At 55.8% G+C, this 20,126-nt stretch carries 17 protein-coding genes; all 17 read left to right on the forward strand.

Annotated features, from left to right (window positions below; genetic code table 11):
• The first annotated feature begins 119 nt into the window (after positions 1–119).
• The 17 genes from ACWGXE_RS05160 to ACWGXE_RS05240 all read left to right on the forward strand — a co-directional run bounded on the left by ACWGXE_RS05160 (position 120) and on the right by ACWGXE_RS05240 (position 20,113).
• The gene (locus ACWGXE_RS05160; RefSeq protein ID WP_447601854.1) at positions 120–1,265 is read left to right on the forward strand and encodes a pyridoxal-phosphate-dependent aminotransferase family protein; all 1,146 of its coding nucleotides are present in this window, start codon (positions 120–122) and stop codon (positions 1,263–1,265) included.
• A gap of 25 nt (positions 1,266–1,290) precedes the next feature.
• A complete protein-coding gene (serA, locus tag ACWGXE_RS05165; protein WP_447601856.1) occupies positions 1,291–2,883 on the forward strand; it encodes a phosphoglycerate dehydrogenase in 1,593 nt (530 codons plus the stop codon).
• A gap of 18 nt (positions 2,884–2,901) precedes the next feature.
• A complete protein-coding gene (hisZ, locus tag ACWGXE_RS05170; RefSeq protein ID WP_447601858.1) occupies positions 2,902–4,011 on the forward strand; it encodes an ATP phosphoribosyltransferase regulatory subunit in 1,110 nt (369 codons plus the stop codon).
• Positions 4,008–5,363 carry a replicative DNA helicase gene (gene dnaB, locus ACWGXE_RS05175; RefSeq protein ID WP_447601860.1) on the forward strand — a complete coding sequence of 452 codons (1,356 nt, stop codon included), beginning with the start codon at positions 4,008–4,010 and terminating at the stop codon, positions 5,361–5,363. The genes hisZ and dnaB overlap by 4 nt, the downstream gene beginning before the upstream one ends.
• A gap of 80 nt (positions 5,364–5,443) precedes the next feature.
• The gene (locus ACWGXE_RS05180) at positions 5,444–7,303 is read left to right on the forward strand and encodes a tetratricopeptide repeat protein (RefSeq protein ID WP_447601862.1); all 1,860 of its coding nucleotides are present in this window, start codon (positions 5,444–5,446) and stop codon (positions 7,301–7,303) included.
• Positions 7,304–7,400: 97 nt separating this feature from the next.
• On the forward strand, positions 7,401–7,925 hold the full coding sequence (locus tag ACWGXE_RS05185; protein WP_447601863.1) for a type IV pilin protein: 525 nt from the start codon (positions 7,401–7,403) through the stop codon (positions 7,923–7,925).
• Between the two features lie 207 nt (positions 7,926–8,132).
• Positions 8,133–8,612 carry a type IV pilin protein gene (locus tag ACWGXE_RS05190; RefSeq protein WP_447601864.1) on the forward strand — a complete coding sequence of 160 codons (480 nt, stop codon included), beginning with the start codon at positions 8,133–8,135 and terminating at the stop codon, positions 8,610–8,612.
• A 449-nt stretch (positions 8,613–9,061) separates the two neighbouring features.
• Entirely contained in the window at positions 9,062–9,592 is a 531-nt protein-coding gene (locus ACWGXE_RS05195; protein WP_447601865.1) for a type IV pilin protein, read from the forward strand.
• Between the two features lie 211 nt (positions 9,593–9,803).
• Positions 9,804–11,885, forward strand: coding sequence for an O-antigen ligase family protein (locus ACWGXE_RS05200; protein ID WP_447601866.1), 2,082 nt, complete (start codon positions 9,804–9,806; stop codon positions 11,883–11,885).
• A gap of 10 nt (positions 11,886–11,895) precedes the next feature.
• The gene (locus tag ACWGXE_RS05205; protein ID WP_447601867.1) at positions 11,896–12,804 is read left to right on the forward strand and encodes a tetratricopeptide repeat protein; all 909 of its coding nucleotides are present in this window, start codon (positions 11,896–11,898) and stop codon (positions 12,802–12,804) included.
• Positions 12,805–12,857: 53 nt separating this feature from the next.
• Positions 12,858–13,814 (forward strand): ABC transporter ATP-binding protein, encoded by a 957-nt coding sequence (locus ACWGXE_RS05210; RefSeq protein WP_447601869.1) that lies wholly within the window; start codon positions 12,858–12,860, stop codon positions 13,812–13,814.
• Between the two features lies 1 nt (position 13,815).
• Complete coding sequence (locus ACWGXE_RS05215) at positions 13,816–14,580, forward strand: ABC transporter permease (protein ID WP_447601870.1); 765 nt, start codon at positions 13,816–13,818, stop codon at positions 14,578–14,580.
• Positions 14,580–15,719, forward strand: a complete 1,140-nt coding sequence (gene wecB, locus ACWGXE_RS05220; RefSeq protein ID WP_447601871.1) for a non-hydrolyzing UDP-N-acetylglucosamine 2-epimerase — start codon at positions 14,580–14,582, stop codon at positions 15,717–15,719. Before ACWGXE_RS05215 ends, wecB begins: the two co-directional genes overlap by 1 nt.
• Positions 15,716–16,504, forward strand: coding sequence for an ABC transporter permease (locus tag ACWGXE_RS05225; RefSeq protein WP_447601873.1), 789 nt, complete (start codon positions 15,716–15,718; stop codon positions 16,502–16,504). Before wecB ends, ACWGXE_RS05225 begins: the two co-directional genes overlap by 4 nt.
• Entirely contained in the window at positions 16,504–17,769 is a 1,266-nt protein-coding gene (locus ACWGXE_RS05230; protein ID WP_447601875.1) for an ABC transporter ATP-binding protein, read from the forward strand. Before ACWGXE_RS05225 ends, ACWGXE_RS05230 begins: the two co-directional genes overlap by 1 nt.
• Complete coding sequence (locus ACWGXE_RS05235) at positions 17,745–18,737, forward strand: methyltransferase domain-containing protein (RefSeq protein ID WP_447601877.1); 993 nt, start codon at positions 17,745–17,747, stop codon at positions 18,735–18,737. The genes ACWGXE_RS05230 and ACWGXE_RS05235 overlap by 25 nt, the downstream gene beginning before the upstream one ends.
• A 5-nt stretch (positions 18,738–18,742) precedes the next feature.
• Complete coding sequence (locus ACWGXE_RS05240) at positions 18,743–20,113, forward strand: glycosyltransferase family 4 protein (protein ID WP_447601879.1); 1,371 nt, start codon at positions 18,743–18,745, stop codon at positions 20,111–20,113.
• The last annotated feature ends 13 nt before the right edge of the window (positions 20,114–20,126 follow it).

Genomic DNA, 20,126 nt, shown 5'->3' on the forward strand with positions numbered 1-20,126 from the left:
CCGGGGGACATTTTGTTGTCAAGGATTTGCATGAAGGTGACGATTGACTCCCTCTAGGGCCTATGGTAGCGTACGCCCCTTTCCGTCACGTCCTTTGAGCACTCCAGGAGGTTATCGCAATGCTGAAACGATATCTCTTGGCTCCTGGTCCGACACCCGTTCCTCCGGAGGTGTTGTTGGCCATGGCCAAGCCCATGACCCATCATCGCGCGCCTGAGTTCGACAAGTTATTTGGTGAAGTGCGCGAGGATTTGAAATGGTTGTTTCAGACCAGAAACGATGTGCTGATTCTAGCCTCCTCCGGTACCGGGGGGATGGAAGGAGCCGTGTCCAACTTTCTCTCCCCGGGCGACAAGGCCATCTCCATCAACGGAGGGAAGTTCGGTGAGCGGTGGACGAAGCTGTGCAAAACCTTCGGCGCCCAGGTCCACGAAATCAAAGTGGAGTGGGGGCGAGCTGTCGATCCTCAGGCGGTGGCTGACCAACTGAAAAAGGATCCTGGAATCAAGGCCGTCTATGTCCAGGCCAGCGAAACATCCACCGGAGTCGCCCATGATGTGAAGGCGCTGGCCGAGATCGTCAAGCGCTACGAGGAAACGATTCTTGTGGTCGACGCGATCACGGCCTTGGGTGTCCTGGATCTGAAGACTGACGCATGGGGTCTCGATGTCGTTGTCACGGGTTCCCAAAAGGCCCTCATGCTTCCGCCGGGATTGGCGTTTGTGAGCGCCAGTGAAAAGGCCTGGAGGCTCGCCGAAAAGGCGAAGAATGCATCCTTTTATTTCAATCTCAAGAAGGAGCGCGACTCCCAACAGAAAAACCAGACGGCCTATACGCCGGCTGTCTCCCTGATATTGGGCTTGAAAGAGGTCCTGACTATCCTCAAAGGAGAGGGATTGGAGGCAATTTTCGCCCGGCATGCTTCCTTGGCGAGGGCGATGCGGGAAGGGGCACAGGCCGCCGGGCTTTCCTTGTTCCCGAAAGAACGACCCAGCGATGCGCTCACGGCGATTGCAGCGCCCGACGGTGTGGACGGCCAGGCCGTGTATAAGAACCTCCGTACCCAATATGGGATGACGGCGGCGGGCGGGCAGGACCATCTCAAAGGAAAGATCTTCCGTATTTCGCATATGGGATATGTCGACAGCTTCGACGTCATTACAGCCTTGGCGGCGGTCGAGATGGTCGTCAAAGGGCTTGGATTCCCGGTGAAGCTCGGAAGCGGTGTGGCGAAGGCCCAGGAAATCTTCATGGAGAAGGCGTAAATTCTGCGAATGTAAGGGCGACAACATGAAAATGCTGGTGAGCGATAGTCTGTCAAAGCAAGGCGTGGAACTGCTGGAACGCGCGGGCTTTACCGTGGTGGTGAAGACGAAGCTGCCGAAGGAAGAATTGCTGAAGGAAGTGAAGGACGCGGACGGGCTCATTGTCCGATCGGGCACGAAAGTCACTGCCGAGGTCATTGGCGCGGCGGAGCGGTTGAAGGTCATCGGTCGGGCGGGCTCGGGATTGGACAATGTCGATACGGCTGCAGCCACCAGGCGGGGCATTGTCGTGATGAATACACCCGGCGGCAACACTGTCACGACCGCCGAGCATACGATGGCGATGATCTTTGCGATGACACGCCGAATCCCTCAGGCGACCGCCTCCGCGAAGTCCGGCAAATGGGAAAAAGAAAAGTTCATGGGCGTCGAGCTCTACAACAAAATCCTTGGAATCGTCGGCGTGGGGCAGATCGGCGGTTATCTGACGAAGCTGGCGCAAGGCGTCGGGATGCAGGTCATCGCATTCGACCCCTACCTCGCCGAAGAACGGGCGCAAAAGATGGGCGTGGCCATGGTGGAATTGGACGAATTGTTCAGGCGCGCCGACATCATCTCCGTCCATACTCCTCTGACCTCCGAGACGAAGTCTCTGATCAACGCCCAGGCCATGGCAAAAATGAAGCCGGGCGTCATGATCGCGAATTGCGCGCGGGGCGGAATCGTGGACGAGCAGGATCTCTTCGCGGCCTTGAAGGAGAAGCGGGTCGCAGCGGCTGCCTTTGATGTCTTTGAGCAGGAGCCGGTCAAGCCGGATCATCCCTTGTTGTCGCTCGACAACTTCATTTGTTCCCCGCATATCGGAGCTTCAACCACCGAGGCCCAAGAAAACGTGGCAGTGGGCATCGCCGAACAGATCGTCGATTATTTCACCAAGGGAATTGCCCGCGGGGCGGTCAATATTCCGTCCGTTCCGCCCGAACTGTTGCCGAGGCTTCAGCCGTACCTGGCATTGGCCGAGCGTGCGGGTTTGCTTCAGGCTCAATTGCTGGAAGGGGCTTTGGAACGCGTCACGGTTGAGTATAGCGGTGAGGTCGCTGGCTTGACGGTCGCGCCATTGACCATCGCGGTCTTGCGCGGATTGCTCACGCCGATCCTTGAAGACACCGTCAATTATGTCAACGCGCCGATTGTGGCGAAGGAACGCGGCATCGAAGTCAAGGAAGTAAAGAGCAGCGATGCCGGCGATTTCATGAGCGTGATCAGAGTTCGAGTCGAGGCAGGAAAGAAATCCCACCAGGTGGCCGGAACACTCTACAACCGAAAGGATCCGCGCATTATCGAAATTGACCGGTTCAAGGTCGAGGTGGTGCCGGAAGGGCACCTGCTACTGATCTTGAACGAGGATCGTCCCGGTGTGATCGGGACGGTGGGGCATGTCCTGGGCGACCACAATCTCAACATTGCCCGCATGCAGTGTTCGCGCGAGGAACGAGGCGGCAATGCGCTGCTCATTTTCGGGCTGGATGCTCCCTTGCCGGGGACGGTGCTCGACCAAATCAAATCGAGCAAGCATATTCTTTCCGTCAAGGTCGCTGATTTGTCCAAAGGGCTTTAGAATGCCCGGCAGCCGACCATGCCCTCCACTCCGCTAAAGTCCAGTCTTCCTGCTGCGCGGATGATGTCGGGCCAGGAGCGGTCGTTGATCCCTGTCGGGATGACCACGATCCTGCCGCCGGCGGCCCAGCATATTCGTGCCCTTCAACAAACTCTCCTGAACCAGCTGTCTCGATGGGGTTATCAGGAGATCATTCTACCGACGTTCGAATATCTCGATGTGCTGGCTCCCGGACTGGAAACGGATCTCTTGGAAAAATGCTATCAGTTTGCGGACCGCACGACGGGTCGCATCCTGGTGTTGCGGCCGGACGCAACGGCACAAATCGCACGGACTGTCGGAATGGGCATGTTGGGATCGAAGTTTCCGCTGCGGTTATCGTATTCCGCATCCGTCTTTCGTTATGAGCCGGAGCATGCGGGACGGGATCGGGAAATTTTTCAGGTAGGGGTCGAATTCATCGGCCGCGATGATGCCGAGAGCGATAGCGAAATCATTGCCCTCATGATCGAAAGCCTGCAGCAGGCCGGGTTATCATCATTTACCGTCTCAGTCGGTCATGTGGGATTTTTTAGGGGCCTGCTGGCCCAGTCCGGGATGTCCGAAGAGGGGCAAAAGCGGGCGGAGCACGCCGCCGCCAGAAAAGATCTGCCTCGACTCGAGGAAGTCTTGCACCAGGAACGGGTAGGAAAACGGGCGGCCAATATCATCTTACAGACTCCCGGACTGTATGGGCGAGAGGAAGTGTTGGAACAGGGCCGCCGGCTCGCGGGGCGCACCCGCGCTCTCACGGCCCCCCTGGAACGGTTGGCCCAAGTCTATGAGCGACTGGTGTCTCTCGATGGAGGAAGTCAATTGCTGCTGGACCTCGGCGAATTCCGCGGGTTCGAATATTATGATGGGATCGTGTTTGAAGTCTTTGCGGAAGGAATCGGCGTCGAGTTGGGGGGCGGCGGTCGATATGACCATCTCATCGGGCGATTCGGCGCTCCGAACCCCTCGACTGGATTTGCCGTGGACCTCGATCGCCTGTTTCGCGCTGCCGACAGCCGCTCGAAACGTCCCGACCCGGCTTCGATGGACTCTCTTGTGGGCATCGAGGAGACCTCCAAAGGATCGATACGATGAAATCCATGCCGGCGATCGATCTCTCGCAGCCGCGTCTGCCGCCGCAAAACCTGGAAGCCGAGCAATCGGTCCTGGGCGCGATTCTACTCGATAACACCGCCATGGCGAAGGCGATGGAGATCATCGTTGACGAGGATTTCTACCGTGCCGCTCATCGCAAAGTGTACCAAGGCATGCTGGCATTGTCGGACCGCGGCGAAGTGATCGACCAGATCACGTTGACCGAATGTCTCAAGAGCCGATCGGAACTGGAGGCCGTCGGCGGGGCGGCCTATCTTGCGGAATTGGTACAGGTGGTGCCGAGCGCCGCGAATATCCGATATCACTGCAAGATTGTCAGGGAAAAGGCGCTGCTGCGGGGACTGATCCACACCTCCACGGAAGTCATCACACGAGGTTATGAGGGCACCACCGCCGTGGATGATCTGCTGGATTTTGCCGAGCGTTCCGTCTTCGGCATTGCGCAGGGCAAACTCGACCGCTCATTCACCCCGGTCAATCAGATCATCAAAGAGAGCCTGGACGTCGTCGATCGATTGTCGAAACGAAAAGAACGAGTGACCGGTGTGCCGACCGGTTATTATGATCTGGACGATTTGACTGCGGGCTTGCAGGCCTCCGATCTGATCGTGATCGCCGGCCGCCCCAGCATGGGCAAGACCAGTCTGGCGCTCGGGATGGCGCAACATGCCTCCTTGCATGCGGGCGCCACCGTCGGCATCTTCAGTTTGGAAATGTCCAAGCCACAACTCGTGTTGCGGATGCTGAGTTCCGAAGCTCGTGTGGACTCCCACGCGCTGCGAACAGGTCGCCTGCAGAAGGAAGATTGGTGGCGGCTGGCTGAAGCTGCCGGCCGATTGGAACAAGCCCCAATCTTTATTGATGATTCCGGCGCGCTGACTGTTCAGCAAATGCGCGGCAAGGCCAGACGCTTGAAGGCCGAGCGGGGTCTGGATCTGCTCATTGTGGATTATCTCCAGTTGATGCAAGGGCGCAGCGACGCCGAATCTCGACAACAAGAAATCTCCGATATTTCGCGATCGCTCAAGAGCCTGGCGAAAGAGCTCAACGTGCCGCTCATCGCCCTGTCCCAGTTAAGCCGTGCCGTCGAAAATCGAAAGCCGCCCATTCCGATGCTGGCCGACCTTCGTGAAAGCGGCGCCATCGAACAGGACGCGGACGTGGTCATGTTTATCTATCGTGAAGAAGTCTACGAACCGGCATCCGAGCGTAAGGGCATCGCCGATATTTTGGTGAGCAAGCATCGAAACGGCCCGATCGGCAAAAAAGAACTGTTCTTCCACGATCGCTTCGCCAAGTTTGAGAGCTTGGAAAACCGAGAGGTCGTTTGACGCTCCATTTCTGCCCTCTGTATAATCTCTTTGAAGGAAGTTCGTTCACCATCCCGATTGCACGCCGTTGAGCTGCTACTGTGCAACGATTCATCATGCAGGAAAAGTCGGCCTCATGGAGGCGTGAAAAGGTTCGCCACATGGTGACTGTGCTGAACATCATCGCCTGTGTCGTGCTTCTTCAGGCCTGCGGCACGCCACCGCGTTCCAGTCCTCCACCGGCCGTCGCCTCCGTGGTTGCGTCTCCTCCCGTCAAACCGGCGTTGCCGCAAAGTGATTCGCGCGCCTCCTACCATTTCATGCTGGGCTATCAAGCTGAAATGGATCAAGATACGGAACGGGCCGTCAAGGAATATCAGACGGCATTGCAGCACGATCCTGCGTCGGATTTTCTCAAAGCACGGCTTGCAGTTCTCTACTTTGCAACCGGCGACGTGACCTCGGCCATCCGCTATGCGGACCAGGTGGCGGATGCGCCGGGCCAGGACGCCCAGTTGCTAGGTCAGATCGGCGGCATGTATGCGGCGGCCGGAAAGCCCGATAAGGCGTTGATTCTGTTTGACCGTGCGATTGAGAAAGAGCCTCAGAAGAGCGATCATTATTTCGCCAAAGGGCTGCTCTTGGCCAACCAGAAGCGATTTGCGGAGGCGGAAGAGACGATCCAGTTGGGGATCAAATCGGCTCCCGAGTCCGCCGTCGGGCATTATTATCTGGGACGAATTGGAATCGAAGGAAAAGACCTGGATAAGGCCGTCACCAATTTTGAGAAGGCGCTGGCGCTGAATCCCACATTCGAGCCTGCCTATGTGGCGCTTGGCTCGATCTATGAAGCCAACCAGCAACGCGATAAGGCGATCGCCGTGTACCGGCGGTATCTCCAAGGCATCAACCCCAAAAATCGAGAGATCCGGCACCATCTTATTCGTCTGCAGATCGGCGCGAAAAATTACCAAGAGGCGCTGCAGGAATTGGAACACATGTTGGCGGAGGATCCAGGTGATCTGGATGCGCAGCTTCGAATCGGGTTGATCTACGGCGAGCAGAAAAATTACCCGAAGGCCATCGAACGCTTAACCAATATCCTTGCCGCTCGTCCAGCCGAGTTGAAGGTTCGTGACTATCTCGGGTATCTCTATGAAGAGTCGAAAGATTTCCCGAAGGCGATCGACGCCTACGCGATGAATGTCAAGCTCGAGCCGACGTACTTCGAGGGGCATCTCCATTTAGGCGTCTTGGAATACCGATTAAAGCATTTTCCGGAAGCGATCGAGCATTTGCAGCTTGCGACCAAGCTCAATCCGAAACAGCCTGAGTCCCACATCGTATTGGGATTGGCACATTTTCAACTGGAGCAATACGAGCAGGCCTTGCGCGCGTTTGACGAGGGCTTACGCCACAACCCCGACAATGCCGATCTCCATTTCAATGCGGGAACCGCATACGACAAGCTGAATCGGTTTGAAGACGTCGTGCGGTCCATGGAAGCCGCCCTGAAACTGGATCCCCACCATGCGGATGCGTTGAACTACCTCGGGTATAGTTATGCCGAGCGTGGTGTCAAGATCGAAGAGGCTATCAGTCTGACCCAGCAGGCCGTCGCCCTTCGGCCAAGCAATGGATACTATGTCGACAGCCTCGGTTGGGCCTTCTTCAAGAAGGGCCTGTTGATGGAAGCACTCGCTGAAATCAAGCGTGCCGCGACATTGGTCGGCGACGACCCGGTCATCTACGAGCATCTGGGCGAAATCTATTTGAAGCAGCGCCAGATGCCGGAGGCTCGCGAAGCGCTTCTGCGCTCACTCGAATTGGATCCGTCCAATTCCAAGCTCATTGAGCGATTCAGAGAAGCCGGCCTGGGCGATCCCACGATGGAAGAGCGGATTCGCCAAGCCATGCGACGGGTGTCCGACCCCAAGGGCGCGATGCCAAACTCTCCATAATCGCCTTCTGAGTTCTCCTCCTTCTGCTATCTTTAGATTTGTACTGCATCGCATGTATGCAATGGCTCCATTGCGTCATGTTATGGAGCCTTAGAGCATGGCGGGGCGTGAAACAACGATGCATAGCTCATTGACCGCTTATCCTGTAACCACCCGCGGATTCACGATCATCGAAGTCATGGTAGTTGTGTTAATCCTTTCATTGCTGGCCATGCTGGCCTCGACGGCATTTGGCCGTTATCGAACTCGAAGCCAGCAGGCTGAGGCGGCGATGAATCTCAGAGGCATCTTTGTTACGGAGATCGCATACTTTGCCGATCATAAACGGTTCAGCGATTTTAGCGCCATAGGCTTCAAGATCGAAGGCGCCACGAACCGCTATACGTATCGCGCGGAAGAGACGAGCGCGGCTGGGGCAGGCACAGGGTTCATTGAAACAATTCCCGCCCAAATCGGCCCCGTGACACGAGACAATGCCCTGGCCGCCGCTTCATCAGGCGCAGTGAGTTTTACCGCAACGGCGACAGCCAACATTGACAGCGATGGCACGCTCGACGAGTGGCATGTCACGGAAACGCCGCCCCAGACAGGGTCTCTTGATGTGAATGACGTCACTCACTGAGCGCTCGGCTGGCGCCTCTGTCAAAAATTGCTCCTGAGAGTGACAAGAATTTTGCGACGGCGATCACAAAGTACGCTGTAGAAGGGGCATGGGGCGATTGGAATCGACAAGCATTTCAGTGAGTTGGATGTGGCCGCTTTCAATAACGTAGATGGCACGACATGTGCTTTCTACCTAGGTGCCGCAGATATTTTCCATGGAGCTTAGATGAACAGTTCCCGGAAAGATGCCGGCTTCACGCTTGTCGAGTTGATGATCGTGGTAGCAATCCTTGGGATTGTCTCGGCACTTGCCATTCCGAATTTTCTTCGGTACCAGGCTCAATCGCGGCAAAGCGAAGCCAGGACAAGCCTGTCGGCGATTTTTGTGAGCGAAACGGCCTATTACGGCGAGCAGTCGGTATTCGGGACATTCGATCAAATCGGCTATGCAATCGCTGGAACGACCAATCGGTATGCCTACAGAGTCGGACCCGGCACCACCGTGAATGTAGATCTTCTGCCTCCTGGGGTAGGTTTCGATCCAGGACCGAACCTAATTGTCGCGTCAGGCATTACCGCGGCGCCGGTGCCGGGATTCACCGCGACCGCGACCGCCAATCTAGACGGTGATATTTTTATCGACATGTGGCACGTGAATGATATTAAACGAGATCTGCAGAATGCTGACCAAAATGATGCCAGATAAGCGGCAATACGCCGCCGATTCCCCCCGTACTTTCTTGTATCCGATGGAAATCTTCGCCGTTTCGTATTAGCTTTCCTCAAAGCGGTACTCCACGCAATTTCGCTCCTCTACCCCGCACCTTCCGAATTTGAGTTCGGGGACAATCATCGGCAATCATTCCGTTCTGATATGCGATCATCTCAGTCCGCAGGATTGTAGCGATGAGCATCGGTGTTCGACGTCGCAGTGTCAATCTTTGCTCCTTGCGAACAGAAATCGGAGGCTTCGGAAAAGTAACCGACTGCCAGCCGGCGCTTCCTGTAACGCAACCCATTGATAGTACAAGAACAGATTCACGAATCGTTCACCGGGTCCCTATGGCATGGAACCTGCTGACCTACCTGGACAGGGAGACACAATTCCCATGGCAGTCCGGGTCAGAGAGGTTACTAAACAAGGGAGGATGTACCATGAAGGTGTGTAAGGGGCAAAAGGGTTTCACCTTGATCGAGTTGATGATCGTGGTGGCCATCATCGGTATTTTGGCGGCCATTGCGATTCCCAACTTCCTTCGGTATCAAGCGAAATCGCGGCAGGCAGAGGCGAAGACCAACTTAGGAGGCGTGTTCGTCGCACAGACATCCTATTACGGCGAACAATCGCGGTATGGCGACTTCGCTCAAATTGGTTATGCCCTTGCCGGAGCCGGTAACCGCTATACCTATCGCAGTGGGTTGGCGACCACGCCGACCGGTGGCGGCGGTCAAGGTGGTGCGACGGTCAATGCCGACCAGCTTCCTGCGGGCGTCGGTATCGTTGCGAACGACGGTCAAGGTCCTGCGGCGCTTCGGTCCGGAAACCAGGCAGGCAACTCGGCTACGCCTGGCTTTACTGCAACGGCGGTGGCTAATCTGGACAATGACGGTACGATTGACCAGTGGCACGTGAACGACATCAAGCAGAATTTGCAAATTGCTGATCTTGATGACGTGACCAGCTAAGTCGTCGCTTCTGTGAGCCATGTCCGGGTGGGGTAGGACGCTGTCCGCCCATCCGGATTGTGGTTTTAATTGACAGACCGCAGGCAGATGGTACGCTTCTGATCAGAAGAGATCGCTTCAGTAGAATCCAGCCGATCTTAATCCTGTCTTCTTCGAGATGTAGCGTCTAGGCAACTGCGTGAAAGAATCCGCTTTCACGACTCATGAGCGCATGGGACCTGGCATCAAGCTCTGCAAATCCGATGCTCATATGAGCGCCGGCATGTGGATTGTCGGCTTAATCCTGATCTTTGCGCCCCTCCTTGAAGGCGGGACGACTCATGTGGCCGCAATGGTTATCCGTCTACTGGTGCTAGTGCTGGCCGCACTGTACTTCACACAAAACATTCGGGCCGGGGTAATGACTGTACCTCGCTTGCCTTTGGACCTCTCAATTACGGTCTTTCTGATGCTTGCGGGCAGCTCTGCCATCGGCTCCGACTATCCGCATCAGAGTTTTCAATGGCTCATGGTTCTCGGCGTATATGCAGCCTTGCTCTATTTCATTGTCTTTTTCATCAACGGATGGAAGGATGTGATTCGGTTGGTGGCTGTGCTCATTGCTGTCGCCGTCGGCGAGTCGACGCTGTCTCTGGTTCAGTTCTTCATGCTTGGACTGCCGCGTCCCAACGGGACCTTTTTTAATCCCAATTTCCTGGCTGGATATCTTGGAGCCGTGTTCGCAATCGTTTTGGGCGCCGGCATGTGTTTGCGGTGGCCGCAATATGCCAGGTTGAATGCTCCAGGGTTGTTTCAGCCGATCGGGGTAAGTAATGCAATACCCGCGCGATGCTTGAAGGTGCTGTTGCCGGGGATCTGGGTCGCCCTGTTGAGTCTCTTAGCCGTAGCCATTCTTATCACCGGGTCCCGTGGCGGCTTATCGGCGGCGATCATCGCAGCGATGTGTGTTCTGATCTTGCAACTTCGAAAGTGGGGTATTGTGGTGATCGCCATTGTCGTCGTTGCAGTGCTGGTCATTCCGAATCCGCTGTCCTCTCGGATCGAGGCGGAGCACAAAATAAATCCGGAATCCTATGCACGCTGGCGCATATGGCAACAATCGGGACAAGCGGTTTTACAGAATCCGCTCGGGTATGGGTTGGGTCTATACCAATATATTTATCCGCGGTATGCGTTTCCAATCGAGGGTCAGATCGTGCGCTATGGAAAAGTCGCTCAAACTGCGCACAATGAATACATTCAGATCGGAGTCGAACTCGGGCTCTTTGGGCTCACGGTCTTCCTTTTCGGCATGCTTCAATTGCTGAAAGAAATTCGGTTGGTGTTGCGCGTCCGTTTGCGGCGTTGGCAGCGAGGGATGATAGTCGGCGCTTGCGGAGCCGTTACCGGAGTACTTGCACAAGCCGCCTTTGATTCAAATCTACACGAACCCGGCATCGTTGTTGTTTTGATCGTTGCCGTCGCCGTGCTGTGCTCGGTTCGGCGCATGGCCGGGGCCATAAGCAGGCCGGCCGTCGAATGGATGGCTCGTCCCCGTTGGGTGTGGGCCGGATGCAGCCTGATCGTGCTGCTTGTTATTGGAACGATCGTATTGAAAGACGGGGTCGGGTGGCTTTTCTTCGAGTCCGGTACACATGCACAAGCGAACAGAGACGTCGACAAGGCGATTGCGGCTTATCAAACCGCCGTATTCCTGGATCCGGGCAAGGCCCTCTATCATAGTTCCCTTGCCGCGGTACAGTTTCAGCGGTTTCAGCAAACATCTCAGGCAGCTGCCGCCCAGGCTGCGATTGACGAACTATTGGCGGCCATGGAGCGTAACTCGGTCGACGGCCGACTGCCGGGTATCCTCGGATATGTCTACGGGAGGGTCGCTGCTGCGGCTTCGAATGACCTGGCGGGTGGAGCGACGCGCGAAGCATTAGAGGTGAAAGCCATCCTCGCGTATGAGCGGGCCAAAGAACTCGAGCCATTTTCAGTCTTACATCGCCTTGAACTGGCCCGGCTTCGTCTTGCCCGTGGCGAACGTGAGAAAGCCTTCAACGAAGCGGATGAAGCGCTAGAGCTGGAACCCAATTGCCTTATCCTGCGGGAATGGTTGGCTCACGTCTATCTGAATTCCGGTACGCCGGATCATATTGCTCGGGCCAGGCATCAGATTCGTGAAATACTCGACCGCCAAAAACGCTATGCTGAGCAGCCGAAGAATGCCCTCGAACTGAAATTCATGACGGTCCATGCCGCCAATCTAATGGCAGAACTTAATCGGATGGCACAACTCAAGGGAGCATGAGAACCCCGGTATGACGACGCGATCCGGAGCCATTTCGACCGTCTGGATTACCGCGGGGATACTGATTCTCCTTGGCGGGACGTCGGGATTTCTCTTTGAAATCGAACGTCAACGACCGGCGTCCCATCGTGCGCTTGAACTCCAATATCTGCCGAAAGGCGACTATTTGCGAGTTGCGGTTTTGGGATATCGTGAGCTTACGGCGGATTTAATTTGGCTCAAGGTCGTTCAGCATTTTGGAGAGCGAAAACCGGTCCAGGCAGGTCTCAAATGGGCCTATCATGCTGTGGAGGTGGTCACCGATCTTGATCCCCGGTTCGTGATGGCCTATCGCGCAGCCGGGACCGTTTTGGGTGTATGGGGCGGCCAGGTACGGGACAGCATCGCTCTTTTGACGAAGGGCATACGCTATAACCCTGAGGTATGGGAATTGCCGTTCCTCATCGGCTATGACTATTTTTATGAACTTTGCGACCCGGCTGCAGCCGCACAGTATTTTCGCCAAGCTTCGGTATTGCCTGGAGCCCCGGAATACCTTCCACGCCTGGCAGCCAGGATGACGGTCGAAGGCGGTGATCCGGATGCCGCGATCGAGTTCCTCGTGCGATTCTTGCAGCGGACGCCGGATGAACGGCTTCGGGAGGCGCTCCGTCAGCGCATCAAGGAGGTCATTGCCGAGCGAGATCTTCGTATCCTGGAAGACGCGGTCGGCCGATACACTGCTTTTTTCAAGGCCCCCCCGGCCTCGCTTGCCGATCTTGTGACCGCCGGTATTGTGAGCGAGATTCCGCAATCTCCGTTTGAAGATAATCGATATGAATGGAGTCCCCGTGACGGCCGAGTCATCAACAGCGGACTGCGGGAGCGGCTGCAAGTTCATCGCCGGGTTACCTGCCGCGTTCCGAACCGTATTGAATGACTACGATGTCTGCCGCATCAGCGGATCGCTCAATACATTAAGAAGGAAGAACCATGGTTGTGATTCGAATTCAGGAACTCAAGAAATCATTCAAATCCGGGTGGCCAGGCCGTCCCGCCGTGACCGCTTTGGATGGTCTCTCCCTGGCGGTGTCCGCCGGGGAAATCTACGGATTCCTCGGGCCAAACGGGGCCGGGAAGACGACGACGCTCAAGATCCTTATGGGCTTGATGAAATCCGACAGTGGAATCGTCGACATATTCGGCCAGGCTGCAGGGACCGTCGACATCCGAAAGCGAATAGGGTTTTTGCCCGAGTCGCCCTATTTTTACGATTATCTGACCGCGAGGGAATTCCTCTTCTTCTACGGCGAGTTGGCGGGGCTCGACCGGATGAAGTTGGACGCGCGGGTGCCGCAACTGTTGGATCTCGTCGGACTTGGCCATGCGGAACACAGGCAACTGCGTAAATTTTCGAAGGGAATGTTGCAGCGAGTCGGGCTGGCTCAAGCGATTATCCATGATCCCGAATTGGTAGTGCTGGATGAGCCGATGTCCGGCCTCGATCCCGTTGGGCGCAAGCAGGTGCGTGATCTGATCTTGCGCCTGAAGGAGCAGGGTAAAACGGTATTCTTCAGCAGTCATATCATTCCCGATGTGGAGATGATCTGCGACCGAGTCGGCGTCGTGATGAAGGGAAAGCTCCTGGCTGCCGGCCGTGTCGATGAATTGGTCAGCCATGCTCATACACAATCCGTTGAAATAGTATGCGATGGTCTCGTCCCGCAGCGGCTGCACACGATCCGGCGGATGGCGACGGACATCATACAGCGCGGAAAACATTCGTTGATCGTGTTGCCCGGACCGGATTCCGTCGATGACGTGGTGAAAGCGATCCATGCGCAGGGAGGCCGGTTACTGGCGGTCACTCCGCAAAAAGGTTCTTTGGAAGAGCTGTTCTTCCAGCCACCGGCCGGGCGATCGACCGTGAAAGCCGCGGTGGGGGAGTGAGATGCGGCCGATTGTTGTCATTGCGTTGAACACCTTTCGGGAGAATCTTCGCGACAAAATTCTGTACAACCTCCTGCTGTTTGCCGCGTTGTTGATGGGCGCCTCGGTGTTGCTGGCGGATTTGACGATCATGGAGCATCACAAGATTGTGACCGATATGGGCCTAGCGGCGATCAATTTGGCCGGCGTCATGATCGCCATCTTCGTGGGCATCGGCTTGGTCAGCAAGGAGATCGAGCGGCGCACCGTGTATACAATCATGGCCCGCCCGATCACTCGCGCGCAATTCATCATGGGAAAATATTCAGGCCTTGTGATCACTCTCTCCATCAATGTGTCGGTCATGTCGGCGATTCTGTTCATCACCATGTCGGCCTATCGAGTGCCGATTCATGCCTCATTATTTCAGGCGATCGAGCTGATTTTCATCGAACTTCTGTTGGTCACGGCGATCGCATTGTGCTTTTCTACCTTCTCCTCCTCCACGCTGAGCGCCATCATGACCATTGGATTATATGTGATCGGGCATCTGACGGCCGACATGAAGGCCATTGCGGAAAAGAGTCACAACGAAGCGATCAAGCTCATCATGACCGCGCTGTATTACATATGTCCCAACCTGGAAGTTCTGAACATCAAGGGACAGGCCGCGACCGGGATTCCGGTGACCGCGACGTACCAAGCCCTGGCTACCGGCTATGGAATGCTGTACGCGACGCTCTTAGTGTTTACGGCCTGCGCCGTATTCCAGCGGCGGGACTTTTGATGGGGGTGAATTCTTCCCGAGACGGTGCCGTGACCGCGCTCACTGTGATCGGAGCCCGGCCGCAGTTCATTAAGGCAGGTATAGTGTCCCATGCCATTGTCACCATGAACGAGGAAACAACTCCAAGACGCCGGATTCGGGAAATTCTCGTACATACCGGCCAGCATTACGATAAGGAAATGTCCGAGGTCTTTTTTCGAGAATTGAAGATTCCGGCGCCGACCCATCAACTCGGCATCGGCTCTGGCTCGCATGGAGAACAAACCGGGCGGATGCTGGAGGCGTTGGAACACATTATGACTGACACCCATCCGGATTGCGTAATCGTATACGGGGATACGAACTCAACCTTGGCCGGAGCGCTTGCGGCAAGTAAGCTGCGCATTCCCATCGCCCATGTGGAAGCCGGTCTTCGCAGCTTCAATAGGGCCATGCCTGAAGAAATCAATCGCGTCCTCGCCGATCATATGGCCTGCTGGTTATTTTGTCCGACCGATCAAGCGGTCAAGAATTTGAGTTGTGAAGGAATCATCAGGGGAGTGCACCTGGTTGGAGACGTTATGGCCCAGGCGGTCCGCGCGGGCTTACCGATTGCGGAGCGGGAAAGTCGAATTCTTCATCGCCTTGACCTGACTCCGAAGCAGTACATTCTCGCCACGGTGCATCGAGCGGAGAATACGGATGACAAAGAGCGGTTGACGGCAATCGTCCAAGCGTTGGCGCTGCTCGAGAGACCGGTGGTCGTGCCATGTCATCCGCGGACCAAAAAAATGCTGGCTCGCTTTGGCCTCGAGCGATTCATAACCCCATCGCAGGTTCGCCTCATTGATCCCGTAGGGTATCTGGATATGTTGAAGCTCGAATCGCGGGCGGGGATGATTTTGACTGATTCAGGCGGCGTCCAAAAAGAGGCCTCTTGGCTGGGTGTTCCATGCGTGACGCTTCGGGATGAAACGGAATGGAACGAAACCGTAGATGCCGGCTGGAATCGTCTTGCCGGGACATGTACGGAGCACATTGTCTCGACCGCCAAAGCAGCACTCGACACGAAGCTCCCCGAACACAGTCCACACAGGGGGTCGGATGCGGCGGAAACAATCTTGAAGATTCTTGTTGACTCGATTCGAGCTAAATCATGACGCACCAGCCTGCCTTGTTTCGATATGCGCGCTTGATCGTCGGTCTTACCGCTCTCGATCTGAAAATACGGTTCGCCGGCTCAAAGCTGGGGCTGGCATGGCTTGTTCTTGCTCCGGCACTTACTGTCTGTGCCTACGTGCTCCTATTCGGCGCAATCCTCAAGGTGGAAATGTGCGCGGACTGTGATCGTCTCAGCTACGGCTTGCTAATGGTGACGGGGCTGTTGCCGTGGATCGGTTTCGCTGAGAGCGTTTCTCGCGGTACCGCCTCGGTGTTGGCACACCGAAATCTCATGAAAAGTCGTGTGTTCCCCATGGAATTGATTCCCGTTACAGCGGTATGCACCGGTGTAACGGGACAACTAGCGGGGACGATTGTGTTGATTTGTGTTCTATGTGTCTTCGGAAAGCTCAGTGTCACCATTCTGTTCTTTCCGGTACTGATTATGCTGCAAGCTTTATTGACGGTAGGCCTGGTGTGGTTTTTGTCTTGCGTGAATATCATCTACCGCGACACGTCTCAGATGGTCTCCCTCGGCCTTCTTCTACTAATGTTTCTCTCACCGATTGCCTATACACCGGACATGATGCCCAAAGAACTGGCGTTTCTTCTTGCGGCCAATCCACTGGCGTTACTCATCGAGGGATATCGCGATATTTTTCTGTTCGGCCGGTTGCCCGCGTTGAATACCATGGGTGTCTTCGCAGGTCTTGCCGTGCTCGCCAGCGTCGCGGGACATCTATATTTCATGCGGTTAAGGCGCCTTTTGCCGGATTGCGTGTAATGGCTCAGGATGCGATCGTTACCAAGGGACTCTCCAAACGGTACAAATTGTACGAGGGCCGATCAGGTCAATTATTGGATTTTCTTGGAATGCCCGTCGGGAAGGAGAGTCAACGTTACAAGGAATTTTGGGCGATACGGGATGTGACGCTCAACATTGCGAAGGGCACGACGCTGGGAATCATCGGACGTAATGGAGCAGGAAAGAGCACACTCTTGCGGTTATTAGCCGGAGTCAGTACGGCAACCAATGGCGAACTCGTCGTGAACGGGCGTACCGGCGCTCTTTTGGAGTTGGGTACCGGATTCCATCCCGATTTGACCGGTCATGAGAACATCTTCGCTTGCGGTCTCTACCTGGGGCTGGACCGCCGCTGTATGGAATCCCTGTACGACGATATTGTCTCATTCGCCGAGCTCGGACCGTTTCTGCACCAGCCGGTTCGAACCTATTCGGCGGGAATGCATATGCGTCTGGCATTTTCAGTCGCAACGGCCCAGGCGGCGGACATACAGGTAATCGACGAAGTATTGGGAGTCGGGGACGCCTATTTCTTCGGCAAGTGCCTTCAACGCTTTCGAAAGTTTCAAGAGGCTGGTGGGACGACGATCCTTGTCTCGCATGATCATGCGGCGCTTCTTCGTGTCTGCAATCGGTGCGTGTGGGTCGAACAGGGAAAGGTCGTGGCTGACGGGCCACCGCTGGAGATCGTGTCTGCTTACACCCAGGCCGTATACGAAGAGCAGGATCGCTTGCGGCGCCCTGAACCGAGTGTGTCCGGCCATGATTTGACGGTCGCGCATGCCCTGCGAACCTCTAAAGCCGTTAGAATCGACGATGTGCAGTTCTTGGGCGGTGACCGGCGGACAAAGGGTCGATTCGAAATGGGCGACAGTCTGGTATTGCGCGTGGCGTATTCCTCGCTTGTCATCTTGGAGGATGCGGTGGTCTCGGTGGTTGTATCGCGAGCGGACGGCTTGATCGTGTGCAACGCGATCTCTGCGATGGATGGCGCCGGTCTCATGATCCCGGATGGTCATGGGTCAATCGAGCTGATCTTCAATCCGCTGAATATCGGTCCGGGAGAGTATATGGTATCGGTTGGCATCTATCCTTCGTTGGATCTTCGCGATTCCACCAGCCTGCAGCATGCCGTCATCTGGCATCGCCCCGTCACATTTAACATTTGTGCACCGGCCGGAATCGCCGTTGATCTCGGGGTGTGCCGGCAATCGGTCCAATGGCAGGTAGCCAGGCGCAACTGACTGCAAAGACCGACATGGTTCCCGCGTATACGGCTTATTGTGTCTGTCCAGCCTGCCGCGCTGATCTCATATCAGAAAAGACCGCTCTGCGCTGCGTGGCATGCGATGAAAAATATCCGGTCCGAAACGGGATCCCGATTCTGCTGCCCGCCTATGGCAATCAACGCCAGATCCAGTATGAACGCTGCTATCGAGCCATTGCGGAGGATGACCTGCGTGCGCCCATCGAGCCCCAACGCGACTCGCGTCACCGCATGCTTGTTCAATTTATCGGCGATGTGAGGGGAAAGAGCGTATTGGATATCGGATCGAGCCATGCCCGGTACCTCATGGAACTTGAGGCGGATGTTAAAGTCGCATTGGATATCGCAACGCCGTATCTCGAGGCAGCGTCCCGGGACGGCATCGTAAGAATCTGCGGCGACGCAGAATACTTGCCGGTCAAGGCCGGCTGTTTCGACGTCATTATTATCTCCGACATTCTCGAACATTTACTCAACCCGCAGAAGCTGGTCGATGTCCTGCGTACGGCCTGTCGATCTTCGACACGGATTATCGTCCACATACCGTGGGAAGAGCGGTTGGAATCCTATCAAAGCGCCAAATATGAATTCACACACCTGCGGAGCTTTACTGCCTATCGGTTCGCCGAATTGTGGCGCGGGTTCCAGGTGAAGCGCGTCAAAGAAACAGGGCCATGCTTGGAGGATCCAATCATCTTTGCTTTGGAGCCGAGGCTGCCGCGATCGCTCTACAACGTGCTCGTACATGCGTATTATGAGACGAACTTATCCAAGTGGGACTATGAGACCCGCACGCGCTGGATCAGTGAACTCCCACGGCGGGAGTGGTGGCTGCTCCGTTTATACAAGCCTATGTTCCGCATCTATGAATTGAAGGTGTTACGAGGTGCGCTCTGGCCGGCCGTGTTTTGGAAACTGCAGAAGCTCAGCCGGAGGCTGTTTTAAGGAAGATGCGGCTCCCCGGCGCGTCCTCAAAGGACTATCCCAAACGCATTTTGATGCTGGTCCCACATGAGCCCGACGCGGACCCCCGGGTGCGTTGGGTGATGCAACTGTGCAAAGAGATCGGCCCCACGGAGGTCATCGGTCTGTCGGCATGGAATGGAACCGAGGTCGGTTCCAATAAACCTCTTCGTGAAGCGGAGGGCAACATTTATGTGGAACGTATTGATCCGCATGAATATGCGTCCGCGCGTCGGAAGCTATGGGCGATGGTCGCATCTTTCCTTTCAGTCGGTGGGACGATCCGACGATATCTGGAACGCAAGCGAAATACGCCGACACCGGATGCAGTAAACGCGGACGGCGAAGAAAAATGTCTGTCATGGGTGCGAAGGGTCGATCACCGGGTCGGGTCGTGGTGCCGGTTTCATTCCGTGTGGGCCGCCTATTATTTGATCATTGAGGCCCTCTATCGCCGGTCTCGATCATCTTCCGTGATCCCACGGGTGATTATTTGCCACGATGTGTTTGCGCTGGCTGCGGCAATCCGGCTGAAACAGCTCTTCCGATGTTCGGTGCTCTATGACGCACATGAACTCTGGCCTGAAGCCGATCTACTGGCCCAACGATGGGAAAGAAATGCGATGGCAGCCTATGAGGGAAGGCTTATTCGTCAGGCGGACGCGGTCGTGACGGTGACCCCTCAGATTGCGCGGCATCTGGAACGGCAATACCGGATCTCCAATGTCATCGTCGCCCCTAACGCGACGCCGACCGAGTCGGATCACGCCTCTGATGAACTGCGACCGGCAGCCTTGCCCGTGAAATGCCTGTTCCAAGGACAGGTGACCTGGCGGCGAGGGTTGGAGGAGCTGTTAACCGCTTGGCAATGCATCAGTCCGAGCCGGGCGGTGCTGTATCTCAGGTGTCCGGAAAATGAATATTTGTCGTACTTGAAGACAAAGTTTGATCAAATAATTAGGGAAGGCCGGATCGTTCTATTGCAGCCGGTACGAGAAGAAGAGTTGGTAGCCGCCGCCCGGGCAGCTGATGTCGGCGTGATTCCATATGTCGGTCCGAACTTGAACCATGTGTACTGCTGTCCAAACAAGCTTTCGCAATATATGCAGGCGGGATTGGCCATTCTGAGCAATAGACTGGCGTTCGTGAGCGATGTCATCACGCGGCATCAATGTGGACTGACATATGACGCCGACAAGCCGGCGACCCTGGTTGAAGCGGTTCAATTGCTGGCCGATAATCCGGCGGCCCTTCTTGCCATGAGACGCAGCGCCGCCGAAGCCGCCCGAATGGATTTCAACTGGGAACACCAGTCTGCGGCTTACAAACAAGCAATTGCGGCTCTCTACGCACGGTAATCCACGCTCTTTG

The sequence above is a fragment of the Nitrospira sp. Nam80 genome (assembly GCF_965152575.1).